At 49.1% G+C, this 19685-nt stretch carries 18 protein-coding genes; 16 read left to right on the top strand and 2 right to left on the bottom strand.

Translation table 11 applies throughout. The annotated features are described in order from the left end of the window. Positions 1 to 114: 114 nt before the first annotated feature. The 3 genes from ABGV42_RS08885 (at position 115) to ABGV42_RS08875 (ending at position 2225) form a co-directional block, all read left to right on the top strand. A complete protein-coding gene (locus tag ABGV42_RS08885) occupies positions 115 to 882 on the top strand; it encodes a DeoR/GlpR family DNA-binding transcription regulator (protein ID WP_347381354.1) in 768 nt (255 codons plus the stop codon). A 237-nt stretch (positions 883 to 1119) separates the two neighbouring features. Continuing rightward, positions 1120 to 1578, top strand: a complete 459-nt coding sequence (locus tag ABGV42_RS08880) for an OsmC family protein (RefSeq protein WP_347381353.1) — start codon at positions 1120 to 1122, stop codon at positions 1576 to 1578. 56 nt (positions 1579 to 1634) lie between these two features. After that, positions 1635 to 2225, top strand: coding sequence for a DUF2062 domain-containing protein (locus ABGV42_RS08875; RefSeq protein ID WP_347381352.1), 591 nt, complete (start codon positions 1635 to 1637; stop codon positions 2223 to 2225). On the opposite strand, the gene ABGV42_RS08870 is transcribed toward ABGV42_RS08875, so the two are convergent. Further along, positions 2200 to 3132 carry an AEC family transporter gene (locus tag ABGV42_RS08870; RefSeq protein ID WP_347381351.1) on the bottom strand — a complete coding sequence of 311 codons (933 nt, stop codon included), beginning with the start codon at positions 3130 to 3132 and terminating at the stop codon, positions 2200 to 2202. The two genes, ABGV42_RS08875 and ABGV42_RS08870, sit on opposite strands and share 26 nt — an antisense overlap. A 216-nt stretch (positions 3133 to 3348) precedes the next feature. On the opposite strand from ABGV42_RS08870, the gene ABGV42_RS08865 reads away from it, so the two are divergent. From ABGV42_RS08865 to ABGV42_RS08805, 13 genes are all read left to right on the top strand, one after another. Further along, positions 3349 to 4431, top strand: a complete 1083-nt coding sequence (locus ABGV42_RS08865; RefSeq protein ID WP_347381350.1) for a lactonase family protein — start codon at positions 3349 to 3351, stop codon at positions 4429 to 4431. A gap of 350 nt (positions 4432 to 4781) precedes the next feature. Further along, positions 4782 to 5414, top strand: a complete 633-nt coding sequence (hxlA, locus tag ABGV42_RS08860) for a 3-hexulose-6-phosphate synthase (RefSeq protein ID WP_090993813.1) — start codon at positions 4782 to 4784, stop codon at positions 5412 to 5414. Between the two features lie 4 nt (positions 5415 to 5418). Beyond that, a complete protein-coding gene (gene hxlB, locus ABGV42_RS08855) occupies positions 5419 to 5982 on the top strand; it encodes a 6-phospho-3-hexuloisomerase (protein WP_347381349.1) in 564 nt (187 codons plus the stop codon). A 209-nt stretch (positions 5983 to 6191) separates the two neighbouring features. After that, entirely contained in the window at positions 6192 to 6551 is a 360-nt protein-coding gene (locus tag ABGV42_RS08850) for a winged helix-turn-helix transcriptional regulator (RefSeq protein WP_095287596.1), read from the top strand. A gap of 164 nt (positions 6552 to 6715) precedes the next feature. Continuing rightward, positions 6716 to 8518 carry an oligoendopeptidase F gene (gene pepF, locus ABGV42_RS08845; RefSeq protein WP_347381348.1) on the top strand — a complete coding sequence of 601 codons (1803 nt, stop codon included), beginning with the start codon at positions 6716 to 6718 and terminating at the stop codon, positions 8516 to 8518. Positions 8519 to 8626: 108 nt separating this feature from the next. Further along, positions 8627 to 9142 (top strand): DUF2500 domain-containing protein, encoded by a 516-nt coding sequence (locus tag ABGV42_RS08840; RefSeq protein WP_347381347.1) that lies wholly within the window; start codon positions 8627 to 8629, stop codon positions 9140 to 9142. A 192-nt stretch (positions 9143 to 9334) separates the two neighbouring features. Further along, positions 9335 to 10828, top strand: a complete 1494-nt coding sequence (locus tag ABGV42_RS08835; RefSeq protein ID WP_347381346.1) for a rhamnulokinase — start codon at positions 9335 to 9337, stop codon at positions 10826 to 10828. Positions 10829 to 10830: 2 nt separating this feature from the next. After that, complete coding sequence (locus ABGV42_RS08830) at positions 10831 to 11592, top strand: DeoR/GlpR family DNA-binding transcription regulator (protein WP_347381345.1); 762 nt, start codon at positions 10831 to 10833, stop codon at positions 11590 to 11592. Between the two features lie 90 nt (positions 11593 to 11682). Further along, on the top strand, positions 11683 to 12411 hold the full coding sequence (locus ABGV42_RS08825) for a (Fe-S)-binding protein (RefSeq protein WP_347381344.1): 729 nt from the start codon (positions 11683 to 11685) through the stop codon (positions 12409 to 12411). Continuing rightward, positions 12408 to 13925: a LutB/LldF family L-lactate oxidation iron-sulfur protein gene (locus tag ABGV42_RS08820; RefSeq protein ID WP_347381343.1), complete on the top strand. Its 1518-nt coding sequence runs from the start codon at positions 12408 to 12410 to the stop codon at positions 13923 to 13925. The genes ABGV42_RS08825 and ABGV42_RS08820 overlap by 4 nt, the downstream gene beginning before the upstream one ends. Beyond that, on the top strand, positions 13915 to 14640 hold the full coding sequence (locus tag ABGV42_RS08815; RefSeq protein ID WP_347381342.1) for a LutC/YkgG family protein: 726 nt from the start codon (positions 13915 to 13917) through the stop codon (positions 14638 to 14640). Before ABGV42_RS08820 ends, ABGV42_RS08815 begins: the two co-directional genes overlap by 11 nt. Positions 14641 to 14905: 265 nt before the next feature. Then, complete coding sequence (locus tag ABGV42_RS08810; protein WP_347381341.1) at positions 14906 to 15463, top strand: glutathione peroxidase; 558 nt, start codon at positions 14906 to 14908, stop codon at positions 15461 to 15463. 363 nt (positions 15464 to 15826) lie between these two features. Then, positions 15827 to 19000: a bifunctional cytochrome P450/NADPH--P450 reductase gene (locus ABGV42_RS08805; protein ID WP_347381340.1), complete on the top strand. Its 3174-nt coding sequence runs from the start codon at positions 15827 to 15829 to the stop codon at positions 18998 to 19000. A 174-nt stretch (positions 19001 to 19174) separates the two neighbouring features. On the opposite strand, the gene ABGV42_RS08800 is transcribed toward ABGV42_RS08805, so the two are convergent. Continuing rightward, positions 19175 to 19582 carry a hypothetical protein gene (locus ABGV42_RS08800; RefSeq protein ID WP_347381339.1) on the bottom strand — a complete coding sequence of 136 codons (408 nt, stop codon included), beginning with the start codon at positions 19580 to 19582 and terminating at the stop codon, positions 19175 to 19177. Positions 19583 to 19685: the final 103 nt, after the last annotated feature.

Below are 19685 nucleotides of genomic sequence, written 5' to 3'. Positions count from 1 at the left end.
CTCCCTCTTTTTGCATGTTCTTCATCCCGATAAAATTCTCCTTCAGGTAGCACTGTGGTATGATGGGATGTACAGGATTCATCTTGGATATCAACGGTTTGGAGTGAATTAATAATGCTCGTGGCTGAACGTTATGAGAAAATTGTGGAATGGGTGGATGCGCAGGGAAGCATGCGTGTAACCGAGCTTAGTGAGCGCTGCGGGGTGACGGAGGAGACGATTCGCCGTGATCTGGACAAGCTGGAGCAGGCCGGCAGGCTTAGGCGGTCCCATGGCGGTGCCGTCAGTGTTAAATATAAGGAAGAAGGACAGGGAGAAATCCCATATCCTGAACGGGCCATTACGCATGCGGAAGAGAAGCGAAGAATAGCCGAAGAGGCCATCAAGATGGTAGAGCCAGGCGACCGGATCGCACTGGATGCGAGCACAACAGCCTGGTACATGGCTGCAGGGCTGCCGAATATCCAGCTCACTGTACTGACCAACTCCATCAAGGTGGCGGCCGAGCTGAGCAGCAAGGAACAGATCAGGGTTATCGCGACTGGAGGGCAGCTTGCTTCCAAGTCATTGTCTTTTGTAGGCCCGCTCGCGGAGCGCTCACTGGATGCCTACCATGTGGACAAGGTATTTTTGTCCTGCAAAGGGGTGCATTTGACCAAAGGCATTAGCGAATCGAACGAATTGCAGGCTTTGGTGAAACAGAAGATGATCAGCATTGCGGATGAAGTTATTTTGCTCGCAGATTCGAGCAAGTTCGATATACAGGCTTTTACGAGAGTCGCAGAATTAAGCAGCGTGACACAGGTCATTACCGATTTGGGGCTGAACGAAGAACATGTTAGCGCACTGAACGAACAATCCATACCTTGTAAACGAGTGTAGTTATAGAAAAGTATAACCTAATATCTACACTGAACGGAGAAGACAGAAAAACTGGAAAAGCGGAGCGTTCGCTACAAGCTTTCTGCAAAGAAAGCTACATCGGAAGCATACGCTTATCACCGGAGTTCCCCTTTAAAGGGAATTGAAAAATCTGGGGATAACAGCGATTGAAAGTTTTCTGACTTCGGAGTTCTTTGTGTAGATTCATTTTTACTTTTCAAGAAAGGAATGAGTGAAATGAAACATCCTTTTCATCTGAAAGCCGTATGGAACGGCGGACGTAATAGTGAGGGTACCATTGATGCAGGAGGATTAAAATCGGTCATATCCATCCCGCAGGAGATGGGCGGTCCTGGTACAGGAACCAATCCGGATGAAATGCTGCTGGGTGCAGCCTCCACCTGTTATCTGATCACCCTGGCCGCGATGCTGGAACGTTCGGATATTACACCGAAGGAGCTGACACTGGAATCGGAAGCAACGGTGGATGTCACCAATAACATATTTACGTATGAACGAATTGTACATCGACCACGCATCGTGCTTCAGGCTGATGCAACAGAGGCTGAGTTGACCAAGGCGGATCGACTTGCACATAAGGCCGAAGAGTCTTGTATGATATCAAGAGCGGTCGCAGGGAATGTAACCATCGAAACGCAGCCTGTCATTGTCACCGCTGATGTTAATGCAGTCTAATATATGATGAAGAGACGGCGTGAGCCGTCATTTGTGTAAATAAGGGGAAGTTCGGTATGAATTCACAGAAAAGCAAAGCGAACCGATTCGCACGTTTAACACGTGCCTTGAAGCTGAATTTTCTTAAATTGTTACGTGCTCCGGGAGGAGCACATAAGGTTTCCACCGGATTTGCAATCGGTTTTGGTCTCGAGTTGATCGTCATCTCCACGGCATCCCTGATCTATCTTGTGTTCTATCCTATTGTGCGTTTGTCTGGCGGTTCGCTTCCGGCTGCCATCGTGGGCAATGTAATCGGAAAACTGACGTTTCTGCCAATTTTGCTCATGCCGCTTGCCAAGCAGATTGGGTCATGGATACTGCCAGCACACAGTATGGGACAGGGACCTGTTCACGAGAGTGCATTCATGGAGCTGTTTCGCGGCAACTGGTCCGCGTTAAGTGAACTATTGCTGGGTGGGCTTGATATTCTCGCGGGCATGTCTGTCTTTGGCGTGATCCTGGGTTTGATTTCGTACTTTGTCGTCAAATTCTTCTATGTAAGAGCTCTCCAGCGGCGCTATGAGCGCAGACTGGAGAAACGCCGCCTAGCGGCGATGTCTCCTGGATCGGCAGCAGTGCTTATCCGGAAGACATCACAATCATAATCGGCAGAATGATCATAGATGCAGCGGTTGTCCATAAAATGCAGCGGGATACAAATTGCGGTGATGCCTTGAATTGTTCAGCCAAAATCACTGCGTTTACTGCTGTTGGCATGGATGCCAGAATCAACAGCACGCTGAATAAGGTACCTTCGACCTGAAGTGCGGTCAGAATCAGGTAAGATAGTACCGGCGCAGCCGCGAGACGCACGACAAGTCCAGTCCAGAATGCACGCCGCACATTAGGCTGCCATGGCTCAGCGGAACCGCGCGGTCGTAACATCTGTGCACCCAATATGGCAAGCACGACCGGAGAATAACCCGCTGCCAGCATGGCGATACCTCCATCCAGGGCTTCAGGTAGACGAACGCCCGTGGACCTTAGAACGATGGCAATAGCTGCGGCATAGATGGATGGCATACGGAACACAGACAGGATGGCGTGTTTGACAGTGAATTCGGACCTGGCGGCAAAAAAGATACCGACCGTATTTACAATAATCATCTGTCCGATCACATAGACCGAGGCCTTGTCCAATCCCAGTTGTCCAAAGGCAAGCAAAACGAGTGGGAGCCCGTAATTCACACAGTTCGTAAATGTGGAGACAAGGGTGAGTCCTGCTTTTTCGCTTGGACCCAGGTGAAAGATCCGGCTTAACAGTTCAGCCAGCGCCCATAACGCGATCAGATTAATAATGGAAAACCAGAACGTGCCTGTGACGTCCGTCCAGGTAATTTCGGCATGCAGCAGTGTATCAAAGATAAGCGCAGGGCTCAAAATATAGAGGGAGAAGGTTGACAGTGATCGGGTATCCCAATTTTTGAACCGTTTTAACAAAATACCTCCGATGACTGGCAGGGATATGGGCAGAAAAACATGATACAACGTAAGCAAAAATGATTGCAGCAACCGAATTCAGTCCTTTCATGATGAAAAACCTATCTAATCATAGCAGAAGTTGTCCTGCATCGTGAATGGATATTGGCATGATAATGCTACAAATACATGCACGAGACTCGGAGTGTGGAGAGTGGGAGCGGGGTGGACGGATTGCTATTTTGATATGGCAGATTTATTATAGAAGAGGTGCAACTAGACTACATACACATAGAGGAGGAAACTGTAATGAGTGAATCAAAACGCTTGCTCGTATTGGTCGGCTCTTATGCCGAAGCGGAAAATGAGGGCATTTACGCATATGAATTGAATGAGGATACAGGCAGCCTTAGCAAGCTGGACGGCATCTCGGGTGTGAAAAACCCAACGTTTGTAAACGTAAATGCCGAAAACAACAAAGTATATGCGATTGGGGAAGCTGTATCTCCAGAGGGGAACAAAATGTCTGAAGCGGTTGCTCTGAACATTGATCCTTCCACAGGAAAACTGTCCTTGCTTAATCGTAATCATTCCATCTCGGCTCCACCATGTCATATCCAGCGCGATCCTTCGGGACGTTACCTGATCCTCTCCAGCTATCACGGAGGACTGGTAGGTCTGCAAGCGTTGAGTGATAACGGTGAAGTCGGAGCGCTTCTGGATGAGAAAAAACATGAGGGTAAAGGCGCACATCCTGAGCGTCAGGACAAGCCTCACGTTCACTCTGCTTTCTTCAGCCCGGATGGCAAATACATGATGGTACAGGATTTGGGTGCTGACAAGATTGCCATCTACACGATCAATGCTGACAACAATGAACTTGTGCTGCATAGCGAAACCAAAACCCATGCAGGAGCAGGTCCGCGTCACTTGGCGTTCCATCCCAATGGTCAATTCGCTTATGTGATTAACGAAGTGGATTCTTCCATTACGTCTTTCCGTTATGATGCAGCAGCAGGTACGTTGACCGAAGTATCCACTGTGTCGACGTTGCCGGATGGCTATGAGGGCGCAGAAAATACAACTGCTGAAATTACGGTATCGAATGATGGTCGTTTTGTATACGGATCGAACCGTGGACATGACAGCATCGTTGTATTTGCAGCAGATGCTGAAACAGGGCATCTGAAACTGGTTGAACACGTTTCTGCAGAAGGTGAACATCCACGTCACTTTGCATTAACACCGAATGGCAAATTGCTCATTGCAGCCAACCGCGATACCAACAACATCGTGACGTTTACTGTAGATCAAGAAAGTGGACGTCTGAAATACACTGGACATAGTACTGGTGCATCGAAGCCGGTATGCGTGAAACCCGTTTATTTCTAAGCTGTATTGATCAGCTGAATGTATAGATACATTAAAATACCCTGCCCTCTGGCGGGGTATTTTTTCATGATGTAGGACGGGATTTGTTCTCATTGGCCTCTCTATGATTGGAATCGTATTTGATTTTTCTTAATAAGCTTCATATAACAACAAAAGTAACTCAATAGTATCGTGCAGGTAACTACCTGACTTCAAAGTGCGTACTTCCTGGATGGAAAGTCAGGCTCTACAATGAATGAGTAGCCAAGATAAACATTGCATGCATCTGAACAGGCTGATTGGTGCAGGCTAATTATTTAGAAATCCTATACAGCAATACTCATATCTGAATAACAAAGGAGAAATAAATCATGAAATTGCAACTCGCACTCGATCTGGTAAACATCCCTGAAGGTATCGCTCTGGTTAAAGAAGTGGAACAATATATCGATATCGTTGAGATTGGTACGCCAATTGTAATTAATGAAGGGCTGCACGCGGTTAAAGCGATGAAAGAAGCATTCCCTAACCTGCAGGTTCTGGCCGATCTGAAAATTATGGACGCTGGTGGTTATGAAATCATGAAAGCAGCTGAAGCTGGTGCGGATCTGATCACTGTGCTTGGGGCAACCAATGACAGTACGATCAAAGGTGCAGTAGCAGAAGCGAAGAAACAAAACAAACAAGTTCTTGTGGACATGATCAACGTGCCTAACCTTGAACAACGTGCTCGTGAAGTTGATTCGCTTGGCGTAGATTACATCTGTGTACACACAGGTTATGACCTGCAAGCCGAAGGACAAAGCCCGTTCGAAGATCTGCAAACGATCAAAGCTGCTGTGAAAAACGCAAAAACGGCTGTAGCTGGTGGCATCAAGCTGGAAACATTGCCTGAGGTAATCAAAGCACAACCGGATCTGGTTATTGTAGGCGGCGGAATCACTGGACAAGCAGACAAAGCCAAAGTTGCGGCTGAAATGCAACGTCTTGTACAACAAGGGTAACGGAATGAGCAGCAGACAATACGCAGCAGACATTCTGAAGGAGCTGGAACGCACACTAAGCCAGATCGACGATTCGGAAATGCAGGCGATGGCTGAGCATATTCTGGCTGCTAAACAGGTTTTTGTGGCAGGTGCTGGACGCTCGGGTTTGATGGGAAAGGCTTTTGCCATGAGATTGATGCAGATGGGACTCCGGGTATTCGTTGTCGGGGAGACTGTCACACCGGGCATAAGTCAGAAGGACTTCCTTCTATTATGCTCGGGCTCGGGAGAAACGGGCAGTCTGGCAGCGATGGCTCAGAAGGCCAGTAAAGCCGGTGCACCGGTAGGTCTCATCACGATCAAGCCGGAGTCCACCATTGGTCAAATGGCTAACACCGTCGTTCGTCTTCCCGCATCTGCAAAAGAGGATACGGCAACGTCAGGCGCAGCCGTTACGATTCAACCGATGGGTTCGCTTTTTGAACAGGGATTGCTGCTGGCTATGGATGCTCTGGTACTCACATTGATGGAAAAGAAAGAGATGACTGGGGCGGACATGTTTGGCCGTCATGCGAATCTGGAATAGATGGTCTCTTGCAGATCTTGAAGTAAACATAGGCAGGACCGGGATCCCTTATATAAAAGAGGGGGAGCCGGTCCTTTCTGTCATGTATTATGCGGTGATACGTTCACGTCTCCTATGCATTCGAGCCATGCTGTAGTAGAATTGAGAGTAAGCTATATCGAATAGTGACCTGTTTGAACGAAGAATGTAAGCTAAGGGGGCTCGGAGCCATGGCAGCCGAAGTCAAGGAACGGATTAATTTGAAAGAAATCAACTGTGAGAAGGAACTGACCCTTGCTGTCATTGGCGGCAAATGGAAACTCATTATATTGTGGCATCTGGGACTGGAAGGAACCAAGCGATTCAGTGAATTGAAGCGATTGATCCCTCATATCACCCAAAAAATGCTGACTAACCAGCTTCGGGAGCTGGAGGAAGATCGGCTGATTGAGCGCAAGGTCTATGCAGAAGTCCCTCCTCGGGTAGAGTACAGCTTGACTGACCATGGACATAGCTTGATGCCAGTCCTGCGAGCCATGTACGATTGGGGTAAAAATTACGGTGAAAATGTAATCTGGAAATCAGAATAAATCAAACTCAAAAAAACCGCCGGGGTATGGAATATTTCCACACCTCAGCGGTTTATTTTGATTCGGTTTGAACCCAAAGTCCCAATTTGGGAGATGTCAGGTATAAACGGTCGTAATATGATACGATGAGAGATATTGGAAATGCAAGGAGGAGGACATAACAGATGGAAAAAATACGTACACGTGACGAAGTAAGCCAGGAAACAACCTGGAATCTGACGGATTTGTTTGGGACCGATGCCGAGTGGGAGCAAGAACTCAGATCACTCCCGGAAGCAGCTGTCCAGATTGAAACGTATAAAGGACGTCTGGGCGAAGGTGCCGAACAGTTACTGGCTTGTCTGGATGCACGTGAAGCACTTCAGGAACGAATTGTGAAGACCGCATCCTATGCGCGACTGAAACAATCGGAGGATAGTACCAATCCGGTTAACCTTGAGAATTCGGCGAAAGCGGGAGATATCCTATCGTCTCTGTCGTCTTCCTTGTCTTTTGTCAATTCCGAGATCACGGATCTTCCCGAGGGTACGGTGGAACGATATATTGCAGAACTTCCCGGACTGGAGCCATATGCTCGCAGCCTGAATCTTCTGCTTCAGGAAAAAGCACATCGCCTCTCACCAGAGACGGAGAAAGTACTGGCTTCGCTCGGTGAAGTATTGGATTCGCCATACCGGATTTACCTGCGCGGTAAACTGGCAGACATGACTTTTGATGATGCGTTGGATGGAGAAGACAATACCCGCCCGCTGTCCTGGTCTTTCTATGAAAATAACTATGAAATGTCTTCCGATACCAAGCTGCGCCGTTCTGCCTACGCAGCCTTTAGTTCCAAGCTAAATGATTACAAAAATACATTTGCCGAAGGTTATGCAACCGAAGTGAAGAAACAGGTTGTTTTATCCAGGCTTCGCGGCTATGACGACGTTACCGATATGCTGCTTAGCCCGCAGCAAGTAAGCAAAGAGATGTATAACAATATCCTGGATATCATTCAGCAGGAACTTGCCCCTCATATGCGCAGACTTGCGGCTCTCAAGAAACGCGAGCTGGGTCTGGACAAGCTGATGTTCTGTGATCTCAAGGCCCCGCTGGATCCTGAATTCAGCCCTGCCATTACGTATGAAGAAGCCTGCACGCTCATCCGTGAAGCGCTTGCCGTGCTTGGGCCCGAATACGGCGAAATTGTGGAGCGGGCATTCAGCGACCGTTGGGTGGATTATGCGGATAATGCCGGCAAGTCAACGGGGGCTTTCTGTTCATCCATTTACGGGGCGCATTCGTATATCCTGATCTCTTGGGCTAACAATATGCGGGGTGCGTTTACGCTCGCTCATGAAGTCGGACATGCCGGGCATTTCATGCTTGCCGGACGCTATCAGCGGATTACCAATACAAGGCCTTCACTGTATTTCATTGAAGCACCATCGACCATGAATGAAATGCTGCTGGCTGATCATCTGTTAAAACGTTCTGACAACCCAAGAATGCGCCGCTGGGTGATTCTACAATTGCTCAACACGTATTATCATAACTTCGTAACTCACCTGCTAGAAGGTGAATTGCAGCGCCAGGTGTACGAACTTGCCACGAAGGATGAACCAATTACAGCCAAGCTGCTCAGTGAGCTCAAAGGAAATATTCTCTCCGAGTTCTGGGGCCCTGATTTGATTGTGGATGAAGGTGCCAAACTGACCTGGATGAGACAGCCTCATTACTACATGGGACTCTACCCTTACACCTATGCCGCTGGTTTGACGGCCTCAACAGCTGCTGCCGGACTGATTCGCGAAGAAGGGCAGCCTGCCGTGGATCGCTGGCTCGAAGCATTAAAAGCAGGCGGAAGTCTCGCACCTCAAGAGCTGATGAAACTTGCGGGTGTGGACATGTCCGGACCAGAACCAATCCGTGCTGCTGTGGCGTATGTTGGCAGTCTGGTTGATGAACTTGAACGTCTGTATTCCTAATTACGCTCATATAGTATACGGACAAGGTAAGTAAGGTTGTCCGCGTGCACCGTCTCCTTGGCAAGGGGCGGTGCATCTTATTATGGAGCTGGAAAGGAACGATGTTGAATGACGACGATCAGCATATCCTCATCGATGGGCCGATTAACCACAGACGGCTTCGGTGTATTTGACGACATGAATAGTATCCCGGGATTTGAGGGGAATCAAGGGGGATTTTTTTCAGGATTCAATGAGTTTGGGGCCATGAGTGCATTGGGTTCCATATTCATTGGGGCTATATTTCTCATCATTGCATGTGTGATTGTATACGCCATTATTTCAGGGGTTCGGAGTTGGTCCTCCAATAATGCAGCAGCACTGCTCACCTTGCACTGTACTGTAGTGGCGAAGAGAACCAAGGTTACTGGAGGAAGCGGAGAGAGCAGTGCTTCAACCTGGTACTATGCAACATTTCAACTGGATAATGGAGAACGCGTGGAATTGAATGTCGGCGGAAGTAACTACGGCATGCTGGTGGAAAATGATCAAGGCATGCTAACCTACCAGGGTACAAGGTTCAAGCATTTCGAGAGAGATGTGCAGCCCCAGTCCGGTGTAAGCAATGGCCGCTTTTATACGTAATCCAAAAAGAAGAACGACTTGTCCATGAGATCGGGTCGTTTTTTTGTTGGAAAAGAAACAAAACACAGGGTATTCAAACGCTTACAACAGTGATATACTCGTGAAATAAAGCAAAACAGTATAAAACAAAAATAAACAAACAATTAAGCAAAGGGAATAACGTCATTTGTATAGGAAGGTTGGTGAAGAGCAGTGAGTGTGCTGGCATATGATTTGGGGGCTGGCAGCGGGAGGGCGCTGCTGGGTCATTTGGATGACCGGGGAATAACCGCCACCGAAGTTCATCGATTCAAGAATGAGCCGGTCAAAGCAGGCGAACGAATGCACTGGGACATTCTGCGTTTGCATCATGAATTGTTGCAGGGACTGCACCTGGTCAAGCAGCAGGGAGAGCAACCAGGCAGTTTGGGGATCGATTCCTGGGGAGTGGACTTTGGGCTTCTGGGCCACAATGGCGAATTGCTCGGTAATCCCTATCATTATCGTGATGGACAGTTTAACGGCATGATGGAACAGGTTCGCAAGGAGTTAACCTCCCAGCGGATCTTCGAGCGAACAGGCATCCAATTCCTTGGTTTTAATACCCTGTACCAGCTCGCAACCCTGCAGCGGAACGGTTCCCCACTGCTCGCTGCAGCGGATCGTTTTCTGATGATACCGGACCTGCTTCGTTACTTTTTGACTGGAGAAGCGGTGAATGAGTTTACCAATGCAACGACAACACAGCTATACAACCCGGTGAGCGGGCAATGGGACGGAGAATTGCTTGCCCACATCGGGGTCTCGAAGCAGCTGTTCGGGGAAGCGGTAATGCCGGGTACACGAGTAGGCCAACTCCGCAGCAGTATATCGGGTGATCTGGGGATATCCGCCATTCCCGTTATTGCGGTGGCTGAACATGATACAGGTTCTGCAGTGGTTGCAGTTCCGGCAACAGATCGTTCGTTTGCTTACTTGAGCTGTGGAACCTGGTCCTTGATGGGAACGGAGATTGATCATCCTGCCATTACTCCCGAAAGTCTTGCCCTGAACTTCACGAATGAAGGCGGGGCTGGAGGAACATTCCGTCTGCTTAAGAACATTATGGGGCTCTGGATCTTGCAGGAGAGCATGCGTGAATGGGAGCGGCAGGGAAAAGGAATCAGTTACGCTGAATTATTGAAGCAGGCGGAACAAGCCCCTCCTTTTGCAAGTTTATTTGATCCAGATGACGATCTATTCATGCCAGCAGGTGACATGACGATCCGGATTCGCCAGTATTGCCGCGATACGGGACAGCAAGAACCACAAGATCAAGGAGCTATTGCCAGATCCATCTTGGAGAGCCTTGCGCTGAAATACAGAAGAGTGCTGGAATGGACGGAACAATTGTCGGGTCAGTCTTTCAATGGATTGCACATGGTCGGCGGGGGCATCCAGAATCAGTTGCTGTGCCAGTGGACGGCAAGCTCTATTGGCAAGCCGGTATGGGCCGGTCCGGCAGAAGGCAGTGCAATCGGCAACATGGCTGTCCAGTGGATTGCCAGTGGAGCGTTCAAGGAAATCTGGGAGGCACGCAGGGTCATTCGTGATTCGTTCCCGGTAACCGAGTATGAACCGAAAGACAGATTGATTTGGGAAGAGGCATACGGCAGATTTCTTCGATTGACGGACTCAACGAAATCACAAGCCGGAAGCGAGGTGTAACGATGCTGGCTGCTGAGCGGTATGATCGCATTGTAGAGATGGTTAATGAGAGCGGCAGCATGCGTGTGTCCGAGCTGAGTGATCGCTGTAGGGTAACCGAAGAGACCATCCGCCGTGATCTGGATCGGCTGGAGCAAGCCGGGCGATTAAAACGTTCCCATGGGGGAGCTGTGAGTATCAAGGATGACCAGCCGGAGATCCCCTATCGCGTGAGGGAAACAACGCATGCGGAAGAGAAAAAACGAATTGCTCAGGCAGCCCTTGCCATGATTCACCCTGGGGATCGGATACTGCTGGATGCCAGCACCACTGCAGGTTATATGGCTGCGAACATGCCGGATATTCCGCTGACGGTGTTAACCAATTCGATTCAGGTTGCGACCGAACTTAGCAGTAAAGACAGGATAGAGGTGATCTCTACCGGTGGCCAGTTGGCACAGCGTTCACTCTCATTTGTCGGGCCGCTCGCCGAACGTTCATTGGAAACGTATCATGTTGATAAACTGTTCTTGTCCTGTAAGGGGGTCCATCTGGAAGGTGGCGGAATCAGCGAATCCAATGAACTGCAGGCCAGATTGAAACAGAAAATGGTCGGGATCTCCGACCAGGTTATTTTGCTCGCAGATGTAAGCAAGTTTGGTGTTCGTGCGTTCGCCAGGGTAACCGGATTGAATGCTGTTCATGCTGTCATTCTCAATGAGCCGCTGGAAGGTAATCTGATCCATCGTCTGAAGGACTACGACATCAAAATTACGACTGTATAAGCAAATGGCCTTGTCGTCAGATAGTTATGAATTGATACCTAGAGTAAACTTCAACGACCAACTACTAATCGATTATGGGAGCGTGTAATTATGAAGGTCTCCTTGTTCATTACCTGCCTCAGCGATGCCATCTACCCGCGTGTCGGAGAAGCGATGGTCAGACTGCTTGCCGCTCACGGAGTTCGGTTGGAATTTCCGTCTGTCCAAACCTGCTGCGGGCAGCCTTCATACAATAGCGGGTACTGGGATGAGACAAGAGTGGCAGCCAAAACGATTCTGGAAGCGTTTGATGACAGTGATTTTGTAGTCTGTCCTTCAGGGTCTTGTACGTATATGATTCATCATTATCCTGAGCTGTTTGCGGATGATCCGGTATGGCTCGAAAAGGCAAAACGGTTGGAAGCAAAAGCCTATGAATTCACGCAATTTCTGGTGCAGGTACTCGGGATAACGGATCTGGGAGCACATTTTCCCCACAAGGTAACCTATCATCCATCGTGCCACGGCAGCAGGCTGCTCGGGGTGAAAGACGAACCGATGGCACTGTTGTCTGCAGTGAAAGGGCTGGAATTTGTACCCCTACCTTTTGGAGAGGACTGCTGCGGGTTCGGGGGAACGTTTGCTGTAAAAATGTCGGACATATCCGGCGCGATGGTTACCGAGAAGGTTGATCATATCAAAGAGACTGATGCCGAGGTGCTTGTTGGACTGGATATGGCGTGTCTCATGAATATCGCAGGCAACCTGCGCTACCGGAATGAACCGGTTCGTGTCATGCATTTGGCCGAATTACTGTATGAGGGGGTGCGAACAGGATGAGTCAGCCTGGTGTAATGGATGTGTCTGTCAAGAAACGTGCGGAACTCGCGCTCAATGATGATTTTCTGCGCAAAGCTGTCAAATTCACAACGGAACGTCTGCGGAACGGGAAGAAATCCGCTTCGGAAGAACACGGGAATTGGGATGAATGGCGGGAACGGGGCCGCCAGATTCGACTGCACACAATCGCACATCTGGATTATTATCTGAATGAATTCGTCAACAATGCCCGTGCTAACGGTGTTCATATCCATTTTGCAGATACATCGGTGGAGGCAGCAGCAATCGCTCTCGATATAGCGGCCCACCATGAAGCTGTATCCGTAGTTAAATCCAAATCGATGGTGTCGGAAGAGGTTCATCTGAACCATGCGCTTGAATCTGCTGGCATTGAAGCCATTGAGACCGATCTGGGTGAATACATCATCCAGTTGGCTGGCGAAGCACCCTCACATATTGTTATTCCGGCCATTCACAAAAACCGTTACCAGATTGCGGATTTATTATCAAAAGAAGCAGGGGAAACCCTCGAACCGGATACAACCGTGCTCGCCGGGTTTGTGCGCAAAAAGCTGCGCGAAAAATTCCTCGAGGCTGACATCGGCATGACGGGCTGTAACTTCGCCATTGCGGAGACAGGCTCCATGGTGCTGTTCGAAAATGAAGGCAATGCCCGTATGGTATCCACTGTACCCAAGACGCAGATTACCCTGATGGGAATGGAACGGATTATTCCATCCTGGACCGATCTTGAAGTGATGGCCACGCTGCTGCCGCGTTCAGCCACGGGACAGAAATTGACCATGTATATGTCAGGCATAACCGGGCCGCGCCGAACAGCAGACGGGGATGGTCCTGATGAAATGCATATTATTATCGTGGACAATGGAAGATCCCTGCAGTTGGGCGATCCTGAATTTCAGGAACTGCTCAATTGCATACGCTGCGGAGCCTGTCTTAACGCTTGTCCGGTATACCGTCATATCGGCGGTCATGCCTATGGTGGAACCTACAGCGGCCCGATTGGTGCAGTGTTGACGCCAGCACTGAATGGGAATATAGACGAGTGGAACGATATTGCCAGTGCTTCGAGTTTGTGCGGGGCCTGTTATGAGGCCTGTCCTGTCAAAATACCTTTGCATGATATGCTGGTGTATTTACGCAGACGTAAGGTTGAAGAGGGTCACGGGAACAAGTTTGAGGGGGCGGGCATGAAGGGATTCGCCGCAGTGGTGTCCAGCTCCAAACGATTCAGTGCAGCTATTCGTCTGGGTCAAATTGGCCAGAAGGCTGTTGTGCGCAATGAAGGAATCTCTCTCAAGCTTGGTCCGCTCAAGGGATGGAACACATACCGCGTTGCACCGAGCCTGGCCAGACGTTCATTCCGCCAGCAGTGGAGCAAGCTGGATCAGGAACTGAATCAGGATCCAAAAGAAATGGATACCAACGTTCGCAACCGGATGGAGCAAATCTTGCGTGAACGGGAGCATGGAGGCGACAGGCATGAGCACTGAACATCAGGAGTGGCTGGCCCAATTGGAGAAGCGATCGCGTGAGAAGCAGGAAAAGTTCATGAATGGCATTGCTGCCAAGTTGAGAAGGCCCCGCCAAAAACATGCGCCAACGCAGCCTTTTCGAGGTGCACCGTCATTCTGGAATGAACTGGAGTGGGATGAAGAGAAACGGATACAAGCATTTACCGATAATTTTGTGAGTGTCGGTGCTCACATTGTTCGGGTGAAGAATCTGGAGGAAGCATCGACTTTTATTACAACCAAGGCAAATGAACTGGGAGCAAAATATGTGATCCGGCAGAACGAACAGGAACTGGATGAATTGCAGCTTGAAGCAAACCTGCCGGAAGTGCAGATTTCCGTATGGAACAGCAAGCCGGATGAAAACTGGAAAGCCCGGGCCGCAGAGGCCGATATCGGCGTGGTCATGGCGGATTATGCGACAGCGTACACAGGTTCAGTTACTGTGCTGTCATCACCAGAGAAGGGACGTTCTGTGAGCCTTCTGCCAACTGTATTGATCATTGTCATTCCGGTAGAACGATTGCATACCCGATTGGGTGAGACGCTGAATCGCTTTGATGAAGCAGGAAGAGAGAATCTTCCTGCAGGTATTCACTTTATTTCCGGTCCAAGCCGATCTTCTGATATCGAAAACGATCTGACGATTGGCGTGCACGGACCGGGTGTGGTATACGGCCTGATTATGGGGTAAAGCGAACATCTGAATCTTTTAAATCTCTAAATCTCTAAATCTCTAAATCTTCTAATTATCTGATATCCCAGCACAACAACTGTCTAATGGAGTAGAACCTTTCTCTGCTCAGGACAGTTGTTTTTTCGGTATCCTGATTCTCGTTATTTTAATAGGTAAAAACTATTAAGTTTATATTAATTATATATTTAACCTATAACGCAAATGCAGATATAATCTATCTAAAGAGCTTATTTTTGTATACATGTTATAGGGGGCGCTATTCGTGAATCAAATTTATTCTTATCAAGTTTCTTCGGAGGATGGGCGTATTGCTGACTTATCAAAGTTTGAAGGAAAGGTACTGCTTATTGTAAACACTGCCAGCAAGTGCAGCTATTCCAGGCAATTTTCGGAGCTGCAGCAGCTCTATGACAAGTATGGCAAGCAAGGACTGGAAATTTTGGCATTTCCCTGTGATCAATTCAATCATAAAGAACCGGGTAATAACGCGGAGATCACGAAATATTGCAAAAGCAAATTTCATGTGACCTTTCCAATGTTTGATAAGATTGAGGTTACCGGAACATCCATACACCCGCTATTTCATTATCTGATTGAAAAGGCAGCATTCCACGGATATGATCTTGAAACAGAAGAAGGTCGGCGGATGGATCATTTTGTAAGGGAAAACTATCCTGCATTGTACCGCGGGGACGGGATCAAGTGGAACTTTACCAAGTTTTTAATCCGAGCGGATGGTGAGGTCAGTGACCGCTATGAAACTACAGTTGAACCTTCGATGATGGAAACGCAAATCAGGGAACTGCTGAAGCAACGCTAAATTTCGATGAAGTGGCCGTAAAAAATCAGAGTGGCGAAGGCCTGAATACGTTTCAGGCCAAGGGACCACCTAGGCCAATGAGCAGGGGCGACCCGATGGTCCTATGACTTTGAGACTGTTGAAGATTAGAACTGGAAATGTTAGGGTAAAAGTAAGAAAACGAAGTCACTCCATTTTTTTTACTTAAAAATGACTAATATACTAATTTGGTCAGTTGGTTCTAGTAAGTTCTATCGTTATTCGAATCCAATGTGAGTCCTTGCAGAAAATGATGGTATACCCTTTACATTCGAATGGTTAAGTTAACAGAGTCATTATTCATGATCAGGTCGAACATACGAATTGGAAGAGGAGTGGAAATTTATGCCGCCTAAGTCAGTACCCCAGCCCAAAACCTATGGGCCACTGGGCAACTTGCCCCAATTAAACTTTGATGAGCCCGTGCAATCCCTGGTTAAGCTTGCAGAGGAATACGGACCGATCTTTCGAATGGAATACCCGGGGCGAAGCGAGCTGTATATTTCAGGTCATGAGCTGGTCGCCGAGGTAACGGATGAATCCAAATTCGATAAGCGTGTGTGGGCACCTCTTGCGAAAGTTCGTGCTTTTGCTGGAGATGGCCTCTTCACAAGCTGGACCGATGAACCCAACTGGAAAAAAGCCCATAACGTGCTTCTGCCCAGCTTCAGTCAGCGTGCAATGCAGGGATATCATAATAAGATGATCGATCTGGCTGTGCAGCTTGTTCAGAAATGGTCACGGCTGAATCCCGATGAAACGGTGAACGTACCCGATGATATGACGCGTTTAACCCTGGATACGATCGGGTTATGTGGATTCAATTATCGGTTTAACAGCTTTTATCGGGAAGAACCCCATCCATTTATTACGAGCATGGTACGCGCACTGGATGAATCGATGAGTTCACTGCAGCGCCTTCGTCTGCAGGACAAATTGATGATCAGCAAAAAGAAACAATTTGAGCAGGATATTCGCTCCATGTTCACGCTGGTCGATCATATTATCGCAGAGCGCAAAGAGCAGCCTCAGGAAGGCGCAGACGATCTGTTATCCCATATGCTGAGCGGCAAGGACCCGGAAACGGGAGAAACACTCGATGATGAAAATATCCGTTATCAGATCATTACGTTCCTGATCGCAGGGCATGAGACAACGAGTGGGCTGTTATCTTTTGCCATCTATTACTTGATGAAAAATCCGGATAAGCTGGCTAAGGCACAAGCCGAGGCTGACCAGATTCTGAAAGATCCGGTTCCAACGTACAATCAGGTTCGGAGTCTGAAATATATCCGTATGGTATTGAACGAAGCACTGCGTCTGTGGCCAACAGCTCCAGCGTTTTCCCTTTACGCCAAAGAAGATACCGTACTCGCCGGAGAGTATCCGCTGAAAAAAGGGGACAGCGTCAGTGTGCTCATTCCCAAGCTGCATCGGGACCGCGATGCCTGGGGTGAGGATGTAGAGGAGTTCCGTCCCGAGCGGTTCGAAGATCCAAGCAAGGTACCGCATGATGCCTATAAGCCTTTTGGCAATGGTCAGCGGGCCTGTATTGGGCAGCAGTTCGCACTTCAGGAGGCAACGCTTGTGCTGGGCATGGTCTTGAAACATTTTGAGCTCATTGATCATACGGATTATCAGTTGAAGGTAAAAGAAACATTGACACTTAAGCCGGATCATTTCACCATCCGTGTTCGTGCTCGTGGTGGGCAGCCTGTCATGGCTGTACCAGGTGTTGCGTTGGAAGAGCCAGCTCCTGCTGCCAAACGAAAAGAGCTTGATACGGCGAATGCCCATCACACCCCGATGCTGGTCCTGTACGGTTCCAATCTGGGTACCGCTGAAGGCATTGCACGTGAAATTGCTGATACTGCGCGATATCATGGTTTTCGCAGCGAAGTAGAGGCATTGGACAATCGGGTAGGCAACCTGCCGAAGGAAGGTGCGGTTATTATTGTCAGTGCATCCTACAACGGTCAGCCGCCGAGCAATGCCAGGAATTTTGTAGAATGGATCCAGCATGCAGATTCCAAGGCCTTTGAAGGCGTGCGCTTTGCGGTTCTTGGTTGCGGGGATCATAACTGGGCCAGCACGTATCAGCGTATTCCGCGTTTGATTGATGAACAGCTGTCTTCCAAGGGGGCGACTCGCTTATCCCCACTTGGCGAAAGTGATGCCAGCGGAGACTTTGAGAAGCAGGTTGAGGACTGGAGTGAGCAATTGTGGCCGGATCTGGCACATGCGATGGGACTGAAGCTGAACAACAGCTCAGGCAGTGAGCGCAGTTCATTGTCCGTACAGTTTGTCAGTGGACATGCGGTGACGCCGCTTGCAGATACGTACGATGCCCATGTGGCTCACATCTTGGAGAATCGGGAACTTCATGATGCAGGCAGCGAGCGGAGCACGCGTCATCTGGAGATTCAACTGCCCGAAGGCATGACATACAAGGAAGGCGATCATCTGGGGATTCTCCCGCAAAATCCACCGGAACTCGTGGAGCGTGTTCTCAAGCGTTATGGTTTCACGGGTACGGAGCACCTGGTGTTGGACGCATCCGGTCGAAGTGCCGCGCATTTGCCCCTGCATCAGCCGGTTAATCTGTATGACTTGCTCAGCCACAGCGTGGAATTGCAAGAGGCGGCAACACGTGCCCAGCTGAGAGAACTGGCAGCGTACACCGTATGTCCGCCGCACAAGAAGGAGCTTGAAGCGCTTCTGGATGAATCCGTATATATGGAAGAAGTGCGTGAAAAGCGGGTATCGATGCTGGATTATCTCGTGAAGTACGAGGCATGCGAAATGCCGTTCGAACGTTTCCTGGAGCTGCTGCCTTCCCTCAAAGCGAGATATTACTCCATCTCGAGTTCACCTCGGGTGCAGCCAGAGCAGGCCAGTATCACCGTCAGCGTGGTTCGTGCTCCGGCCTGGAGCGGACAAGGGGAGTATAGAGGTATAGCGTCCAATTATCTGGCGAACCTGAAACCGGGTGAAGAGGTGGTCATGTTTATCCGGACACCGGAATCCGGGTTTGAACTGCCAGCTCAAGCGGAAGTGCCGGTTATCATGGTGGGTCCAGGAACGGGAGTGGCACCATTCCGTGGATTCCTGCAAGCAAGACGGGTCCTGAAGGAACAAGGGCAGAAGGTTGGCGAAGCCCATCTGTACTTTGGATGCCGCAACCCGGAGCATGATTATTTGTATAAAAAGGAGCTTGAAGCTGCACAGCAAGAAGGACTTGTCCAGCTCCACACCGCCTTTTCCAGAATTGATGGACAGGATAAATGTTATGTCCAGCATCTGATGAGAGATGACGCCGAGAAGCTGATTCCTCTGCTTGAGCAGGGTGGGCATTTGTATATTTGTGGAGACGGCAGCAAGATGGCCCCCGATGTGGAGGCGACGCTCAAAAAAGCATACACCGACATCAGCGGCTGCTCCGCAGATGAGGCAGATGCATGGCTGGAACGTTTACAGCAGGAAGGCCGCTATGCCAAGGATGTTTGGACAGGACTATAAAGGGATAACCCAAGTAAAACGGATGGCAATCCGTATTACATGTATGAGCTTCGCGGTGAGACACAGAGACATGTTGTGCTCACCGTTTTTTTGCCGTGAAGCCCTGGGCAGGCAGAGCGATACAAGTTGCGTTATAATTGTAAGGGCAGTACATCTGAAAGGGCATGGGACTGATCAACGTGTCTGCTTTTTCTTCTTGAGTGCTGGGCGATAGATGGATTCGATCTGGGTCAGGGGAAACAGGATGCGTGAAGGGAATTTTCCCGTTCCCTGAAGCTCCAGATAATCGAGTCCCACGCCGACGAGCCTGATATTTCGAAAGACATTTTTGGATGGGAACACGGTACGAATGCCCACTCGAACACCCCGGCGCGTTTGCGGCGTATCAAACACACGGATGGACAACAGGCTGAGCGGAATGAACAATTGTCGATTTACTTTGATAAAATTGCGGGAATACACCCGTTTGATCCGGCCTGGTTCAAGTCCTGATTGCGGTGTGTTGAGCTCGGCCAGATGTCCCTGCAGCTCCGCCAGACGCTGTTGCAGCGTTATGCCTGTATGGAGATGATGCCACTTCATAAGTCATCCTCCGTTCTCCGTTTATACCTATTATATGAGCGGATCAGGTCAGGTGGTGAGCAATTGGCTGCCCATGTTTTGTAAGATAGGTCCATCATTTAAG

The sequence above is a fragment of the Paenibacillus pabuli genome, assembly GCF_039831995.1.
GTDB lineage: Bacteria > Bacillota > Bacilli > Paenibacillales > Paenibacillaceae > Paenibacillus > Paenibacillus pabuli_C.
This window is presented reverse-complemented; position numbering and strand designations above follow the sequence as displayed.